Origin of the sequence: Leptotrichia hofstadii (assembly GCF_007990525.1) — a bacterium.
In the GTDB taxonomy this organism is placed as follows: domain Bacteria; phylum Fusobacteriota; class Fusobacteriia; order Fusobacteriales; family Leptotrichiaceae; genus Leptotrichia; species Leptotrichia hofstadii.
The window spans coordinates 2435751-2452065 of record NZ_AP019823.1 but is presented as its reverse complement, the minus strand read 5'-3'; the positions used below and the strand labels follow the sequence as shown (position 1 = coordinate 2452065).

At 29.8% G+C, this 16315-nt stretch carries 17 protein-coding genes; 11 read left to right on the top strand and 6 right to left on the bottom strand.

The features are described from left to right. Positions 1-40 precede the first annotated feature (40 nt). Positions 41-472, top strand: a complete 432-nt coding sequence (locus tag FVE77_RS11595; RefSeq protein ID WP_026745111.1) for a DUF6314 family protein — start codon at positions 41-43, stop codon at positions 470-472. Between the two features lie 221 nt (positions 473-693). Here FVE77_RS11595 and FVE77_RS11590 read toward each other — a convergent pair whose 3' ends face one another. The 5 genes from FVE77_RS11590 to FVE77_RS11570 all read right to left on the bottom strand — a co-directional run bounded on the left by FVE77_RS11590 (position 694) and on the right by FVE77_RS11570 (position 4611). After that, complete coding sequence (locus FVE77_RS11590; RefSeq protein ID WP_232052927.1) at positions 694-1065, bottom strand: transposase family protein; 372 nt, start codon at positions 1063-1065, stop codon at positions 694-696. 11 nt (positions 1066-1076) lie between these two features. Further along, positions 1077-1517, bottom strand: coding sequence for a transposase family protein (locus tag FVE77_RS11585; protein ID WP_026745109.1), 441 nt, complete (start codon positions 1515-1517; stop codon positions 1077-1079). Between the two features lie 400 nt (positions 1518-1917). Continuing rightward, entirely contained in the window at positions 1918-2469 is a 552-nt protein-coding gene (locus FVE77_RS11580) for a hypothetical protein (protein ID WP_026745108.1), read from the bottom strand. Positions 2470-2558: 89 nt separating this feature from the next. Continuing rightward, on the bottom strand, positions 2559-3035 hold the full coding sequence (locus tag FVE77_RS11575) for a hypothetical protein (RefSeq protein WP_026745107.1): 477 nt from the start codon (positions 3033-3035) through the stop codon (positions 2559-2561). A 103-nt stretch (positions 3036-3138) separates the two neighbouring features. Continuing rightward, positions 3139-4611: a hypothetical protein gene (locus FVE77_RS11570; RefSeq protein ID WP_026745106.1), complete on the bottom strand. Its 1473-nt coding sequence runs from the start codon at positions 4609-4611 to the stop codon at positions 3139-3141. Between the two features lie 390 nt (positions 4612-5001). Here FVE77_RS11570 and FVE77_RS11565 point away from each other — a divergent pair, with 390 nt between their 5' ends. From FVE77_RS11565 to FVE77_RS11520, 10 genes are all read left to right on the top strand, one after another. After that, positions 5002-5895 carry a tetratricopeptide repeat protein gene (locus FVE77_RS11565; RefSeq protein ID WP_026745105.1) on the top strand — a complete coding sequence of 298 codons (894 nt, stop codon included), beginning with the start codon at positions 5002-5004 and terminating at the stop codon, positions 5893-5895. Positions 5896-5934: 39 nt separating this feature from the next. Then, positions 5935-6258, top strand: a complete 324-nt coding sequence (ylxM, locus tag FVE77_RS11560; protein WP_026745104.1) for a YlxM family DNA-binding protein — start codon at positions 5935-5937, stop codon at positions 6256-6258. A 208-nt stretch (positions 6259-6466) separates the two neighbouring features. Then, positions 6467-7327, top strand: a complete 861-nt coding sequence (locus tag FVE77_RS11555; RefSeq protein ID WP_026745103.1) for a MurR/RpiR family transcriptional regulator — start codon at positions 6467-6469, stop codon at positions 7325-7327. Positions 7328-7465: 138 nt separating this feature from the next. Then, positions 7466-8887 carry a 6-phospho-beta-glucosidase gene (locus tag FVE77_RS11550; RefSeq protein WP_026745102.1) on the top strand — a complete coding sequence of 474 codons (1422 nt, stop codon included), beginning with the start codon at positions 7466-7468 and terminating at the stop codon, positions 8885-8887. Between the two features lie 608 nt (positions 8888-9495). Further along, positions 9496-9720, top strand: coding sequence for a hypothetical protein (locus tag FVE77_RS11545; RefSeq protein WP_026745878.1), 225 nt, complete (start codon positions 9496-9498; stop codon positions 9718-9720). Then, entirely contained in the window at positions 9717-10400 is a 684-nt protein-coding gene (locus tag FVE77_RS11540; RefSeq protein ID WP_026745877.1) for a YczE/YyaS/YitT family protein, read from the top strand. The genes FVE77_RS11545 and FVE77_RS11540 overlap by 4 nt, the downstream gene beginning before the upstream one ends. A gap of 38 nt (positions 10401-10438) precedes the next feature. Next, entirely contained in the window at positions 10439-10825 is a 387-nt protein-coding gene (locus tag FVE77_RS11535; protein WP_026745876.1) for a VOC family protein, read from the top strand. 94 nt (positions 10826-10919) lie between these two features. Next, positions 10920-11513 carry a flavin reductase family protein gene (locus FVE77_RS11530; RefSeq protein ID WP_026745875.1) on the top strand — a complete coding sequence of 198 codons (594 nt, stop codon included), beginning with the start codon at positions 10920-10922 and terminating at the stop codon, positions 11511-11513. A gap of 220 nt (positions 11514-11733) precedes the next feature. Then, positions 11734-13482 carry an ABC-ATPase domain-containing protein gene (locus FVE77_RS11525; RefSeq protein ID WP_232052923.1) on the top strand — a complete coding sequence of 583 codons (1749 nt, stop codon included), beginning with the start codon at positions 11734-11736 and terminating at the stop codon, positions 13480-13482. A gap of 45 nt (positions 13483-13527) precedes the next feature. Further along, positions 13528-14790, top strand: a complete 1263-nt coding sequence (locus tag FVE77_RS11520; protein ID WP_026745873.1) for a prolyl oligopeptidase family serine peptidase — start codon at positions 13528-13530, stop codon at positions 14788-14790. Positions 14791-15708: 918 nt separating this feature from the next. Here the strand turns inward: FVE77_RS11520 and FVE77_RS11515 are convergent. Further along, on the bottom strand, positions 15709-16248 hold the full coding sequence (locus FVE77_RS11515; RefSeq protein WP_026745872.1) for an ankyrin repeat domain-containing protein: 540 nt from the start codon (positions 16246-16248) through the stop codon (positions 15709-15711). Positions 16249-16315 lie beyond the last annotated feature (67 nt).

Sequence of the window (16315 nt, the reverse complement as noted above, 5' to 3'; positions counted from 1 at the left end):
AAATATATTGGAAGATGTTTGAAATTAAGGGAGAAATAGTATGGATAGAATTATCGATATTTATGAAATGATGAGAAATGTTAGAAGGATTTCTTTTAAGGCGGAGAGTTTGGAAGGGTCTTCGACAGGTTGGAATTATGCTGGCAAAGGGAATGTTGTGGTTAGAGAAGAAGGAGATAGGTTGTATTTTATTGAAGAAATTATTCTGGATAATGATATTCGGTATAGTGATAGAAAATTATGGGAGTTTAAGGAAAATTATATTGGATTTTATAGGTTTAGAAATGGTGATTATGAGAAGATATTTGAGTTTTTATTTTGTGATGGGGAATTTATGATGAAGAAAGAATATTTGTGCAGTCCTGATTTATATTATGGAGAAATGAAGATTTTGGATAATAGAATTTGTTTGCTTATAAAAGTAAAGGGGGAAAAGAAGAATGAAGTTTTAGAATACACGTACTTAACATAGAAATGTAGTCAATTCAGGACTTTTGAAAAGTGTTGAAGTAGAGTGTGTTTAGTGTAGGCCTGTTTGATAACGATATGTATTTAGAATTTAATAAAATAAATATTCTGAAGCAGGGGTGTTGCCCTTTGTGGAAATGAAAAAACTTAGGTTAGAGAATACATCTAGTATACTTGATACTAAACTTCGTTTAAATAATTAATTTATTAAACCTGTTCGATAACTTATAGTTCAAAATTATAAATTGCACAAATCAACGAAAATCTCAGGGCAAATTTTCTTCTCTTGTTTCTATAACGTGTAGACACTATCCTGTATTTCTTGATATGCCTGTTCACATGCTCTATGTAAATTCTACGTCTTGAAATAATTGAATTGTATTCCTTGTCCTCTTTAGTTAGTTTATGCTTTTTTGTCGATTTTCTAGGCACCAGGCTGTTGCCGTGTATCTTATCCATGCCTATGTATCCCTTGTCGGCAATTAAAAGGACATCTTTTGAAAAATGCACACGGCTTCTGCAGAACAGCCTGAAGTCATGAACGCTCCCGTGCGAAAACGAGACGCTGAGTATCCTTAAATCCTTTTCGTCTACCACTATCTGAACCTTTATCGTGTGCCTTTTCTTTTTTCCTGAGTAGTATTTCCGCTATTTTTTTTAGGACGCTCAATTTCACATTCCGTAGCATCAACCAGCACGACTTCTATCTCAGTGTCCCTGACAAGCTCCCTTTTTTTGGGCAAGGAAAACTCCCCGCTTTTTATCAAGATGTTTTCAACCCACTTAACGCACTCACAGACGGTACTTTTTGCAACACCGTATTCAAAGGCAATATTTTCCATAGTCCTGTAGTCACGATAGTATGAAAGCATAATTACAAGTCTGTCAAGAACAGACAGTTTTGGCGGATGTCCGCCTCTTAAATGTTCAATTCTATATGCTTCATTCAAAAGTTTCAGCATTTTATCAAAGGTATTTTTTTTAATGCCAAAAATTTTCTGATAGTTTTCTTCTTTAAGTTTTTTTATTCTTTCAACATTGTTTATCATTTTCATCACCAGTATTATTATACCCTGATATTGGTCTTTATACAAGTTGTCGAACAGGTCTATTGAAATAAAGTAACTTATACTAAACCTTATTTAAAAAATAGTAATAAAATTTTATAATAATTAGTTTGATAGCCTTGTAAAAAAATCAAATCTAACTTTTAAGTATTTGTATAGGAGATTTTTATTCAGATTTTGAAAAACTACTTATTATTAATAAATGTTTTTCATAATTTTATGTTTTTTCTTTTATATGATATACGCAAGTCAAATCAGTCAGTATTTCCCTTTATTTCGCAATAATAATTATTCTAATAATATTAAAAAGAATGGCGAAAATGCTATATACTAATCCTGAAAAATAACCGCTGTCTTTTACAACAACGGTTATCTAAAAATTCTAACTGTCTTCTTTCAGGTTATATTTTTTTATATAATCTTCCATCATTTTTAATGCTACTGGTTTCTGACACCTTTTAACAAATTCTAAAGCTGTTAATCCCCACTTGTCTTTTATTAATAATTGTAATCCTGGTTGAGAAAAGATTAATTTATATAGTGGAATCATCTCGTTTTCATTAGTAAAATAATTAAAAATATTTTTAAAAACTACAATTCTGTATGGTTTGTATAATGCTGTTATATCTGCTCCTTTTTCTAAAAAAATTCTGCATAATTCTGTTGTTCCAGCTATATCATTCCCTCCACTTTCAAATAAAGGAAAAAATAAAGTAGTTCCTTCCTTTGTTCTGTATTTAATATTAGCACCTTTATTTATTAAAAAAATTGATATTTTATAACGTGCTTCGTCATTATTATTTCTTAAGGCATCATATAAAATATTACTTTTCAAGACACTTTCTTTATCTTCATATCCTTTTTCAAATAATTCTAAAAAATCTTCATATGTTCCTAACATTGCTGCTGTAGATACTGTTCTATATTCTGACATTTTTATCTCCTTTTTTAATTTTAATGCTTCATTTTTGTTTTTAAAAATATTTAAAATTTAAAGTTGTTTTTATTTTTATTCTAGTATTCTTAATAATTGCCTTTCAGCACTTCTACTAGTACACATTTATTTTCTATATTCTTTTCAGGATATTTATCTATATTTTTTAATATATTTTTCTTTTCTTTTTCTGGTACTGAAATATATTTTATTTTTGCTTCCTTATCAATTCCAAATGCTATTCCAAATAACTTTCTTTTTGTATAGAACCATTTTTTTCCAACTATTTCATAAGCATAATCTGTAGCTTCTCGTAATGAAGCAAAAAATTCATCTTGATTAGCAATTTCTCGCATTTTTCCGTTTTTGTCATCTATATAAAATTTTATTTGCCTTTCTTTAAAAATCTTATAATTTTTTTCATAATATTCTTTTCTGTTTGCCATATAGCGATTATTTGGACAATCCGATACATTTATTCTTGCTTTTTTTAAATGATTTTTATAAAATAGGCTAATAGCAATTATAAAAGTAAGTAACAATAATAATTTAAAAAACTTATTCATAGTTGATCTCCTTTCTTCATTTTATTTGTATTTTCAAATTATATTTTGTATATTATTTATATAATTTGGTTTAGATTTTAATACAGGAAAATTTTTAGTAAAATTACTCTTTTTTATAAGTTCTTTTTATAAAAGAGTTTAAATAGCGGTTATTTTTTTTTCTGTTATAAATCATTATTCGAGAATAATTTCTTTTTTTCTTTATATTAGAAAATCTGTCTATTTTATTTAGTATTATGTAGCGTTTAATTAATTTTAGAATATTAAATAACTCTGTTAGTATTGGGAGCAGGAGTATTATAAAAATTAGCAAGTAGGATTTTGAAAAATAGGATACGAGGACGTTTATTATGTCGTAGCCTTTTTTTAGGTTTTTGTCAAAAAACAGACTAAAGATAAAATCTCTTATTAGTAGCGTTTGAATCAAGGCTATTGGGAACATTAGCAGTTTTATTGTTCTTAGGATTGAAAAAACAGATTTTTTTATTGTTAGAGTATTTTTTTCATTTAGCATTAATTTGGATACTATTTTTTCTTTTTCTTCAAATGGAAAATTGTAGTATTCGTATTCTATCAAAATAAAAATTATTAAAAATGTAAACAAAAAATTATTTATAATTTTTTTGATATTTAAACTAGTTCCCATCACACCAAAATCACTAATTTTTTTACTTTCATCCCGTAATTCAAAATTATTGTTTAATATTAAAGTTTTACCAGTTTCCAGCTTAATTATTTTTCCAGATACTTCTCCTTCAATAATTTTTTTATTTTTTAGTTTTATTTTTACGGTATCCCAGTTGAAATAAATTATTTTTCCTTTTAGCCATATTGTTTCATTTTTTTCATTTATAAAAGATAAATTTACATTGTTATTGTCGTCAATTACTGTATCTGTGATATTTATATTTCCCTTTTGAGAGTTTTCGTAAGTAAGAATTTTTAAATTTTTATCTACTTTCCATTTTGTTTTTCCATCTTTGTTTACAATTTCGAGAGTGCTGTTTTTTAACTCGTCTATTGAATTTATTTCTGCGTTTTTTATTAGAATGGATTTTTTATTTAATATTTCAAGTTCGTTTTTGTAAGAATTAAGGAAGTAGCCTGCTCCAAAGAAAATTAAAGCCATTGGAAGAATTTTTTTAATACTATAGTCGTAAAAATAAGCAGTAAAAATTTTCTTTTTAATAATAAAAGTTATAAGCATTGACAAAAACGATAGTATTATTATAATAACAGCTGAAGCATATATAAAGTAGTTGTATCCTTTTAGATTTAACGCAAGATTTAAAAATGAAATATAAAATAGGACTATTAGCAGAAACCTTAAAACATATCTATTTACATTTATAATTTGTATCTTACCATTTTTTATATTTTGAATTTTTTCCAATTGCTTATTTATTTTAGTTTTATTTGTATTTTTTAATTTTAGCTGATTGTTTAGCAAGGTTGATTTTTTATTTAGTTCATTTAATAATTTTGGTTCATTTTCCAGTTCTTTTTTTCTTTTTTGAATGAAAAATTTTTTCAAAAATTCGATAATTTCTATTTTACTTTTAAATAGTTCTTTCATAAGTTACCTCTCCTGCTAGTAGATTTTGTTTTGTTATTATAGCATTATTGTATTATTTTTTCTATATATTCATTATAGAGGGAATTTTCAAAATAATTATAATCAAGAAAAGTAATGATGTGGGTAAAAAAAAGATTATCCGAAAGGATGGAAGATGTACGTGAAGCAAGAAAAGAAAGAGGCATAAGACGTGAATAGAAGAAATGGAAAAAATTTAGGATGGAAGGGATTAATTTGGGGATTTTCCTTTTTTTTGTAAAATAAAATTGGGGATAGCGGAGTTTTGACTGATTTTATTGAAAAAAATTAGATTTATTGCAGAATTTATGGTATTATAAATAAGTAAGAACGGGTTAAAAAATAAAACTTTTTAAAAGAGGAAATTTATAGATGACTAATAAAGAAAAAGAAATCAAAGAGGCTAGGATACAGGAATTGCTGTTAAAAAGAGAAGAGTATGTAAATAATGGGGAAATTCAAAAGGAAATTGTGGTTTTGAGGGAATTGAAGGTGCTGTTTAGAAGAGTATATGGAGATGAGAGCAATGAGAATATACGAGTTCTGACGGAACTGGGAAATGCTTTGAAATATGTTGGAAAATTTGAGGAGTCATTAAGGCTTTTGTCTAAAGTGGAAAAAATGGTTTTAAAAAAATATGGGGAAAATAGTCTTGCATTTGTTACTTGCAGCGCAAATCTGGCTGAAGTTTACAGGATTATGAAAAAATGTGACAAGGTGGAGGAAAAATATTTTAAGGCGGTAAAAGTTTATAAAAAAAATAACTTTAGGAATGGATATGTTTTTTCGGGTATTTGTAACAATTTGGGGTTATTTTATGAAGAAAATGAGCGTTATCAGGATTCGATAAAATGGCAGCAAAAAAGTCTGGAAATATTGGAAAAACTTGAGAATAATCAAATTCAGAAAGCAGTAATATTAAGTAATATGGTAAAACCGTATGTTAAACTTGGCGAAAAAAAACTGGCAAAAAGCATAACGGACGAATCATTGGAAATATTAAGCAATGAAGCTGGAGAAAATTCAAACCTTTATTTGAATATTATTAATAATTTGGCAAATGTCTATTTTGAAAGCAATAGCTACAAAAAATCTTTAGTATTGCTGGAAAAATGTGAAGAAGTGTGTAAAAATGTTTTAGGAACGGAAAATGAAAATTATAAAAATATTTTAGAAAAGATTTCAATTGTAAGGAAAGAAATCGAGAAACACAAGATGGAACAGTATGTATGGAAGGATCAAATTGTGAAAAAGTTAAAAAGTTAGCTATTTAGGGATGCAGGTAATAAAAAAGGAGTTGAATATATGGATAAATTGGAAAATTTCTTGAAATATTCAGTTTTGTTTTCATATTATGGAGAACTTTTCCCCAAAAAGAAAAGGCAATATTTGGAGCTTTATCTGGAGGAAAACAGCTCCCTTTCTGAAATTGCTGAACAATGCGGGGTTACAAGGCAGGCTGTTTTTGATAATATAAAAAAAGGTGTTCAGAAGCTGGATGAATATGAGAGTAAACTTGGAATATTCGAAAAAGAAAAGGAATTGAAGGGGAAATTGGAGAATTTGAGAAAAAATTTTACGAAGGAAAATTTGGAAAAGATAATAGAGGATTTTGAATATACAGAATAAAATTAAATTTGAAAAAGCAAAAATAAAAAATAAATTGCTATTGACAAATAGGAAAGTCAAGGTATAATGGTTATGTAAAGAATATGTGAAGTTTATAAATTTGAGTTATTACTATTTGGATTAGACAAAACTGAAATGGCGGGAAATACTTCTAATAAATGTTTTCCCCCTTTGGTTTTGCCTTTTTTATTTAATAAGAAGGTGAAGGATGATTATTAGTAAACTAGAAAAAAAGGAGAATTTTACAAATAATGAAAATGAAATAGCAGATTACATTTTAAAACACTTGGATGAGGTACATTTGCTGTCAGCGGAGAGTTTGGCTAAAAAGGCGTTTGTGAGCAAGGCTACTGTTGTGAGATTTTGCAGAAAACTAGGAGTTGAAGGGTATAGGGACTTTCAGAGAAGTCTGGATAAGGAAGTCGAGGAAATGATGAAAATTAAAGGACTGCTTAGCGAAGAGCCTGTAAACAGTGAAACAAAATACGATGAAATTATCTCAATTATTCCATCGCTTTATGAAAGAGTTATCGGGGCTACAAAACTTAATTTGGATACACCTGTTATGGAAAAAATTATTGAAAAACTTAAAAATGTTAAGAAAATTGAGATTTATGGAACTGGAATTTCATATATATTAGCAAAATTGGCTTCATTTAAATTTATGACGCTTGGAATAGAGAGCGCGGCTTATGATGGTCTTAATGAGCATTATGTAATTTCTACGGAAAAAGGGAAAAAAGACATGACTCTTATTATCTCGCTTTCGGGGAATAATCCCTATATGATTAGAATTGCGGAATATTTGAAAAAAAGGAATGTATTTGTTGTAGGAATTGGGAATGGCTCGTCTGAGGAAATAAAAAAAGCGTGTTCAGAATATATTGAAATACATGCTCCAAATTATATTTTGAGTTTTGAGATGGCGTCGCTATTTACTGGGATTAATTATGTGCTGGACATATTTTTCACTTCGCTTTTAGTGTCGAATTACTACAAAAATATAAATACTTCACTGGAAGTCAGTAAAAATTATGAGACAAATGAACCGAAAGTATCAAAAAAATAATTACAATAGACATAATTTTGAAACAATGGGGAAAATTGATAAATGCTCTTGTTTTTGTAAGATTTTAGTGTTATATTTTTAATGTAAAGAAAATTATTAAAAATATTAAATACGAAAATTTTTTAGGAGGAGATAGAAATGGGATTTAGAAAAGACTTTTTATGGGGCGGAGCTACTGCCGCAAATCAGCTTGAAGGAGCTTATAATGAGGATGGAAGAGGACTTGCAAATGTAGATTTGTCGCCAGTTGGGGAAGATAGGCTTGCTGTAATTACTGGAGAGAAAAAAATGCTGGAATTTGACGATGAGCATTTTTATCCTGCTAAAGGGGCGATTGATTTTTATCATAGATACAAGGAAGATATTGAATTATTTGCAGAAATGGGATTTAAGACTTATAGAATGTCGATAGCATGGACTCGTATTTTCCCAAATGGAGATGAAGAAACTCCGAATGAAAAAGGGCTTGAATTTTATGAAAATGTATTTAAGGAATGTAGAAAATATGGAATTGAGCCATTGGTTACAATAACGCATTTTGATTTTCCTATTCACTTAATCAAGGAATATGGGGGATGGAGAAACAGAAAAGTTATTGATTTCTACAAAAGATTGTGTACTGTAATTTTCACTAGATATAAAGGGCTTGTAAAATATTGGATTACGTTTAATGAAATTAATATTTTATTACACGCACCGTTTATGGGAGCAGGAATTGTTTTTGAAGAAGGGGAAAATAAAAATCAGGTTTTGTATACTGCGGCACACAATGAATTGGTGGCAAGCGCTTGGGTTACAAAAATTGGACATGAAATTGATCCAGAAAACAAAATTGGATGTATGCTTGCGGCTGGGAAATTTTATCCACTTACTTCAAAACCAGAAGATGTGTGGGTTGCACTTGAAAAAGACAGAGAAAATTATTTTTTCATAGATGTGCAGGCTCGTGGATATTATCCTGCCTATGCTAAGAAATTCTTTGAAAGAGAAAATATAAACATTGGAATTACAAATGAAGATGAGAAAATTTTGAGGGAAAATCCAGTTGATTTCGTAAGTTTTTCATATTACACAACTCGTTGTATCTCTGCAGAAGCTGATAGACTTGGAGAAGGAAACTTGCTAAAAACAATGAGAAATCCGTATATTGAAGTGACAGACTGGGGATGGGGGCTAGATCCGTTAGGATTTAGAACTACAATAAACGAAATTTATGACAGATATCAAAAACCATTGTTTGTTGTGGAAAACGGGCTTGGAGCTGTGGATATTCCAGATGCAGATGGATATGTGGAAGATGATTATAGAATTGACTATTTGAGAAATCATATAAAGGCAATGAAGGAAGCGGTTGAACTGGATGGAGTAGAACTTCTAGGGTATACAACTTGGGGGCCTATTGACTTAGTAAGTGCAGGAACTGGAGAAATGAAAAAACGTTACGGATTTATCTATGTAGATAGAGATAATGATGGAAATGGAACATTGAAGAGAAGCAAGAAAAAATCATTTGACTGGTATAAAAAAGTTATTGCAAGTAATGGAGAAGATTTGGATTAGCATTTGAAATTATTTATTGAAAAAATTAGTAAAAAATAAGGGGATTTTTAAAATAGCGAACCCCCTTTGCTTTTGTGTGAAACTTTTTAAAATGAAACTGAGAAACTTAAATAATATCAGAATTTTAGAAAAAATAAAAATGTAATAATAAACCCCTTTTGAAAATAGGAATAAATTTTTATAATAGTTATTTCATAATTATTCAACTAATTACTATGTTTTTTCTTTTTTGTTTTCGTAGGATTGCTCATTGCCGCAAAACCTTATCTTGCAATAAAGGTTTATCCTGATAATTAAAATTATGGCAAGATTGCTACGCAATAACCTATGGCTAGTCTACGACATTTTTCTGCACTGACAAAAAACTCGCTATGCTCAGACAGTTTTGCCAGCACAGAAAAATGCTCCGACGGATTAGGTTATGGCAGATTCTGTCTAAAAAGTGAAAATTATATTTTAATTATTTGAAAATATTAGGTTTTTATCCTTTTTTAGAAAAGTTTTTAATAAATTCGCTATTTAAATGGGGTTTAGTATTAAAATGAAATTGAGAAACTTAAATAAAATCTGAATTATAGAAAAAATAAAAATGTAAAGGGAGAATTGTTATGAGTACAGCTTATGGGAATAATAGATTTAGCAAGATAAGAATCTTTTCAGGAGCACAATTAAAATATATCGCTTTTTTATCAATGTTGATTGATCACGTAAATAAGGCTTTGATGTATCCTTTGCTAACAGAAAATGGATTTTTGAGATATGTGAGCGATGTATTTGATATTTTGGGGCTATTGAGGCTGTGTTTTAAAAATGGAGAAATAGAGAGAAAATGAATAGAATGATAAGAGCGTATGGATTGCTTATATTACTTACGATACTGGCAGGTATGGAATTAGCACTTTTGGTAAAGATGAATGTAGGAGTTGGACCTTGGGATGCGATGGCACTATCTTTTTCGTTTTTGACAGGAATAAAAATGGGAACAATAGCGATAATATGTAATTATTTATGTGTATTGGGACAACTTATTTTACTAAAAAAGGAATTTAAAAAGATAAATTTTTTACAAATACCTATTTCTATGTTGCTAGGATATTCAATTAATTTTTTTGTATATGTAGTTTTTAAAAATATGGCATTTAATAACTATATTTTTAGAATAACAACTAATGTTATAGTACTTGTATCAGTTGCCTTTACAATGGGAGCGATAGTAGTTTTGGGATTGCCAACATTTGCTTTGGAAGGTTTTTGCAGTGCGATACATGTAAAAACTGGGATTCCGTTTGCAAAGTTTAGGCAATGGGTAGATTTTTTCTGTGTTGGGCTTGTAGTTATTTTGACACTTGTATTTCCTATAGAATGGAGTCTACGTGAAGGCACGATAATTAGCATGGCTCTGTTTGGGCCTTTACTTGGAATATTTATGCCAGGAATTGAAAAACTCTATGAAAAATGGGATTTGGTAGATGGAAAAAGTCAAATTGAGAAGGAAATAGAAGGATTGGAATAAAAGATAAATTTTATAAAAAATATTGAAGGAGATTAGTTATGAAAATAAATCATGTAGCAATTTATGTAAAAGATTTGGAAAAAACAAGGGAATTTTATGAGAAATATTTTGAAGCAAAGGCAAATGAGAAATATCATAATAAAAAAACTGGATTACAGACTTATTTCTTAAGTTTTCCAGATAGTGAAGCACGGCTTGAAATAATGTCACGTCCTGAACTTTTGGAAAGAAATGATAAAATAATGAATGAAGGCTTTATCCATCTTGCTTTTAGCGTTGGAAACAAAGAAAATGTCGATAAATTGACACAAAGACTTGTAAATGACGGGTTTAGATGTTTAAGCGGACCTAGGACGACTGGAGATGGATATTATGAGAGTGTTATTGAGGATTGTGAAGGGAATTTGATTGAAATAACGGAATGATAAAATGTTTGTTTGCAAATTGAGAAAAAAGATTATGGGAGTATAATTACTAAAAAGATACATAAAAATTTTCATATATTGAGGAGTGGTAATTATGTTTAAAAAATTAGAAAAAAATGGATTTTATTATGGATTTCCAGTATTACTGATGACTACAAAGAATAAAGAAACAGGCAAAAGCAATGTAACTCCGTTATCATCTTCATTTGTACTTGGGAAATCAATAGTTGTGGGAATAGGATTTGGAAATAAAGGATTTAAGAATATTGAAAATGGATCGGATGTAACTTTTAATGTTCCAGATGAAAACTTGTACGAAAGTGTAAAAAAGATTGAAAAATTTACAGGCGATACAGAAATATCAGAAGTAAAGCAGAATCTTGGATATATATACTGTGAAGATAAGTTTAAAATTGCAGGATTTACTGAACTAGCTGGTGAAATAGTAAATTCTGTGAGAATAAAGGAGTGTCCAATTCACATAGAGGCAAAAGTTACAGATATTCAAAAAAAAGACTGGTTTGCCATAGTAACCTGTGAAATACAGGGAATTTTTGTTGATGAAAAAATAATGAAGGATGATTCTCACATCGATACAAAGAAATGGAAACCATTAATTTATAAATTTAGGGAATATACCTCAACAGGCGATAGATTGGGATTGAATTTTAATTTTCAGGAAGTTTAAGAAGAATTTGGGAACGTGATTCCTTATTAATAAAATAAAAAATTGAGAATTAAGTAATTAAAGCAGGTTTGATAAAGTAGTTTTGAATGAAAAATAACTATCTTTATCTATAGTTAATTGTAAAAAAGATGAAAAGATGCTCTAGTTTTAATTGATTAGGGCATTTTTTTATATCCAATTAAGAAAAAGAATTTGGGAAATAAAAGAGAAGTGTGTTAAAATGAGAATAGAAAGATATATGGCTAGTAAAGGAGAGTTTACAGAAATGAAAAATTATAAAGAATTAGAAAAAACATTATTTTCAATGGATGGAAAAAGTTATTCGGCATATAAATCGCTTAAAGGAGAATATAAATTTGAAAAGTATATTTTTGCGATTGATCATGTGCAGTCGGATCCTTATGCTCCACCTTCAAAAATGAGGGTTATAATGGATAGGAAAATTTGTGGGATTCCTTGTGAGCTGACAGATACGAAGGATAAGAATATTGCAGTTTCGGATTTTCTTACGAGAAATTTTTACAGGGAAATTCAGAAAAGCGGAAATGATAGTACAGGAACTGGGGGGAGTGGAAGAATTTTTATTGACAGGTGTGGACAGGAAATCTTGGAAAGAACTTCAGTTCTGATAAAGGGGGATAAAGTTGAAGTGAGGTTTGAAATGGGGATGCCTGCGAGAGGCAGACGGATAATGGGAAAAGCTGCACAGAAAATTATTTTTGAGCAGCTGCCTGAAATTGTGGAAAAATCCATTATTTATGATAATTTGAATAAAAAAGCGCTAAATGAGCAGGTAATTCTAGTGCTGGATCAGGAATATGCGAGAAAAATGTTGAAGGAAAAAGGGCTTGCTTCATTTGTGGCTAATGATTCTGTGCTTCCACGTGAAAGTGGAGTTTCGGATAAGCCTATGAAAAATGCAGTTAAGTTTAGAAGTCCAGAAAAATTTGAGATTACATTAAAGCTTCCAAGTGGGAAAGAAATAAGCGGAATGGGAATTCCAAAAGGAATTACGCTAATTGTGGGTGGAGGTTATCACGGTAAATCCACGTTGCTTGCGGCACTTGAAAGAGGAGTTTACAACCACATTGCTCAAGATGGGCGTGAATTTATAATTTCTGAATCGGATGCGGTAAAAATACGTGCGGAAGATGGAAGAAATGTGGAAAAGGTTAATATAAGCGGATTTATCAATAACTTGCCACAAAATAAGGATACAAGGGCTTTTTCGACTGAAAATGCGAGCGGAAGCACGTCGCAGGCGGCAAATGTCGCAGAAGCACTGGAATACGGGACTTCTTTACTTCTAATAGATGAGGACACTTCGGCTACTAATTTTATGATTCGTGACGGAAGAATGCAAAAACTTGTGGTAAAGGAGAAAGAGCCGATAACGCCGTTTATTGACAGGGTAAAGGAACTTTATGACAATTTTGGAGTTTCTACGATATTGATTGTCGGGGGCTCTGGAGATTATTTTGATGTGGCAAATCACGTTATAATGATGGATGAATATGTGCCAAAAGATGTAACGGAAAAAGCAAAAGAGATTGCAAAATTAGATGAAAACAAGCGAGAATTTTCTTCAAATGATAAATTTCAAGGAGTTACACAGCGTATTCCACTCAAAAAAAGTTTTTCACAATCTGGAAAACTGGATAAAACCAAAGCCAAAGGGAAATACAGCATTCTATATGGAAAAGAATTAATTGATATTTCAGGGCTGGAGCAACTTGTGGATGATAGCCAAACAAACTGTATTGCCGTAATGATTGACTATTTTAAAAATAAGGTGCTGGATGAAAAATTGACACTTTCGCAAGCGGCTGACAGGATCTATGAAAAAATTGAAAAGGAAGGGCTTGACTCGATTTCTTCGTACACAGGGCATCCAGGAAATTTGGCATTGCCTAGAAAGCAGGAATTTTGTGCGACGGTGAATAGGTATAGGAAGTTGAAAATAAAATAGTAATTAAATTTGAAATAAAAAAATATTGTAAAGGAAGTGGTTGGTATGAAAACTAAAGTATTGGTGTTTGTAGGTTTGTTTTTGGTGAGTGTGTTGGGAATTTCTAGTGAATTACCCTTTCCAACTATTCCAATTATTTCGTATTCGTTAAATGCGAAAGTATTTGATTATGGGCAGAATATTGTTTCCATTGAGATTGATACAAAAGGGCAAGGGAAAAATATTCAAAATAAACAAATTGATAAAGATACATTTAAAGTTTTTGCTAAAGGAACTTTGCCAAAAGAGGCTGGAATTGTGCTTGACGAAAAAACCAAATCTCTTGGAGCATTTGAAGTTGAGAGGGAAATTGAGAATATTTTTGTAAATGATAAGGGGAATATTGTTATTAATTTGAAATATGGAAAAGATGTGGCTGGAGCAAATACTTTGAGTTATGTTACTGGGGATGTTTCTCGAAATATATTGATGGACTTGGAGTATAGAGTGGAGCAAAAAAAGGGGATAAAGGGTTATAAAGCAGGATTTTATAGACAAGGGAAAATTGTTGATGAGGAAGCTGATAAGTTTGTGGCGGCGAAGTCTAAAAGTGGAGTGAACTATCAATATTTTAAACCTGTTAATAAAGATGATGGGAAGAAACATCCGCTTATAATCTGGTTTCATGGGAATGGTGAAGGCGGATACAAGGATTATCGGAATAATGTTTCACAAAAATTGGCAAATCGTGGTGCAGTGGCTTTTGCAGAAGATAAAACACAAAAGATATTTGGCGGGGCTTATGTTGTGGCACCACAGGCTGATGACACTTGGTACAATAATTATACCAAAGGGTATATAAAATCAGTAAAGGCCATGATTGATGAATTTGCTTCTGAAAATAACGTTGATAAAAATAGAATTTATGTTTTTGGAGCTTCTGCTGGTGGATACATGTCATTTAGAATGATGATTGAATATCCAGATTATTTTGCAGCATTTAGTACAAGTGCGGCTGCTCTTGATAAAGCGGCTACTTCTGGCGGAGTTGCAACTACTACACAGGATTTGATGAAAATAAGAAATAAACCGCTTTGGATGGTTCACGCACAAAATGATCCGACTATTTCCTACGAAAATACAAGTAAAAGAGTTTACGATGTTCTTTCAAAATATGGAGCAATACTTTCCTCTTATCCAAATGTAAAAATTCATGAAACTGAGTACAATGGACACTGGAGCTGGATTTATAGTCTTAGAAATATGCCTGTGAATAATAAAGGGGAACATTTGTTTGAGTGGATGGCAAAGCAACGTTTGAAAAAATAAAAATTTTAGATTATTAGGGATGTTAAAATGAAATTGGAAAAGACTTGCTTGGAATAGTAAATTCTGAGTCTAGTCTTTTTTGTTTATAACTTTATTTTTATACTAAACCCTATTTGAAAAATAGCAATAAAATTCTATAACAATTAATTTGATAGCCTTGTTAAAAAAAATCAAATTTAATTTTTAAGTATCCATCTTAAAGACTTTTATAATTTTATTTATAAGTATTATGATTAATAATAGTTTTTTCTATTTTTTTATTCAATTTTTTTGTAACGTAAGGGCATCAGACGCCATGCCTTTTTTCGCAATAATAGTTATTTTAACATGTATAACTGGCTACTACTTAGATATAATGGCGAAACGTTCTACGAACTACCCCATTTACGCAAAACTTTCTTATAAAGAAAAAATAAAACTCGCTTCGTAAAACTACGTTCACTTTCGCAAACAAGAGTTATTTTAACATAAATAAGTTTTATCATTATAAAAATTGTGTCGAAAGAAATACATTTGTATTTAGTTATTTTTCCTTTAACGAAATTTTGCTTATTTAATATTTTCAAAATGTTAAAACCTAAATTTTAAATATAATAATCTTTATAATTTAATATAGAATGTCGTGATTTTTTTGGAATGAAAACGATTGTCTAAGCGTCAGCGAGTTTCGTTTTTATTTCAAAAAAATGCTTAGACAAGCCAGGGTTGCAAGGGAAATGGCGATTGATTTCCCTTGCTTTATAAAAAGAAAAAACATAAAAATTATAGGAAAAATATTTATTATAAGCAATTTTTTTAAATAAAAATCCCTTATATGGATACTTAATGATTAAATTTAATTAAAGGATATTTTAATAAAAACAGCTTGATTCTAAAAAAATAACCATTGATTTTTGCAACAATAGTTATCTAAAAATTCTAATTTTCTTCTTTTAAATTATATTTCTTTACATAATCTTCCATCATTTTCACCGCTATTAGTCTATTAAACCTTCTCGCAAATTCAATTACTGTTAATCCCCATTTATCCTTTACTAAAAGAGGAAGTCCTGGTTGAGAAAATATCAGTTGGTACAACGGTAACATTTCTATTTCAGGGGTGCCGATATTAAATAATTCTTTGAATGAAACCGTTTTCTCTTTCTTATGTATTGTTGTTATATCTGCACCTTTTTCCAATAATGTCTTACACAAAATTGTTGTTTTTACTATATCTTGCCATCCATGAGAAAATAATGGAAAAAACATACTCATTCCATCTTCTGTTATTATTTTAACATCAGCTCCTTTATTTATTAAAAAATTTGCTATTCTATATCTTTCTTTTGATTTTGTATTACATAATGCTATAAAAAGTAAACTTCTTCCTGATGAACTTATTTTATTTTGATCACCTTCTTTAAATAATTTTAGAAATTCTTCATATGTTCCCATATCTGTTGCTGAATAAATTGTCATAGCTTTGTCCTTTCTCTATTTTGTAGGTATTTTCATTTGTTGTTTTTGAATTATATTTTGTATATTA

Coding starts and splice junctions, on each gene's coding strand:
- FVE77_RS11575 (WP_026745107.1), bottom strand. CDS start 3,035: ATGAATAAGTTTTTTAAATTATTATTGTTACTTACTTTTATAATTGCT.
- FVE77_RS11520 (WP_026745873.1), top strand. CDS start 13,528: ATGAAAACTAAAGTATTGGTGTTTGTAGGTTTGTTTTTGGTGAGTGTG.
- FVE77_RS11530 (WP_026745875.1), top strand. CDS start 10,920: ATGTTTAAAAAATTAGAAAAAAATGGATTTTATTATGGATTTCCAGTA.
- FVE77_RS11555 (WP_026745103.1), top strand. CDS start 6,467: ATGATTATTAGTAAACTAGAAAAAAAGGAGAATTTTACAAATAATGAA.
- FVE77_RS11595 (WP_026745111.1), top strand. CDS start 41: ATGGATAGAATTATCGATATTTATGAAATGATGAGAAATGTTAGAAGG.
- FVE77_RS11515 (WP_026745872.1), bottom strand. CDS start 16,248: ATGACAATTTATTCAGCAACAGATATGGGAACATATGAAGAATTTCTA.
- FVE77_RS11540 (WP_026745877.1), top strand. CDS start 9,717: ATGAATAGAATGATAAGAGCGTATGGATTGCTTATATTACTTACGATA.
- FVE77_RS11585 (WP_026745109.1), bottom strand. CDS start 1,517: ATGATAAACAATGTTGAAAGAATAAAAAAACTTAAAGAAGAAAACTAT.
- ylxM (WP_026745104.1), top strand. CDS start 5,935: ATGGATAAATTGGAAAATTTCTTGAAATATTCAGTTTTGTTTTCATAT.
- FVE77_RS11580 (WP_026745108.1), bottom strand. CDS start 2,469: ATGTCAGAATATAGAACAGTATCTACAGCAGCAATGTTAGGAACATAT.
- FVE77_RS11570 (WP_026745106.1), bottom strand. CDS start 4,611: ATGAAAGAACTATTTAAAAGTAAAATAGAAATTATCGAATTTTTGAAA.
- FVE77_RS11550 (WP_026745102.1), top strand. CDS start 7,466: ATGGGATTTAGAAAAGACTTTTTATGGGGCGGAGCTACTGCCGCAAAT.
- FVE77_RS11535 (WP_026745876.1), top strand. CDS start 10,439: ATGAAAATAAATCATGTAGCAATTTATGTAAAAGATTTGGAAAAAACA.
- FVE77_RS11525 (WP_232052923.1), top strand. CDS start 11,734: ATGAGAATAGAAAGATATATGGCTAGTAAAGGAGAGTTTACAGAAATG.
- FVE77_RS11545 (WP_026745878.1), top strand. CDS start 9,496: ATGAGTACAGCTTATGGGAATAATAGATTTAGCAAGATAAGAATCTTT.
- FVE77_RS11565 (WP_026745105.1), top strand. CDS start 5,002: ATGACTAATAAAGAAAAAGAAATCAAAGAGGCTAGGATACAGGAATTG.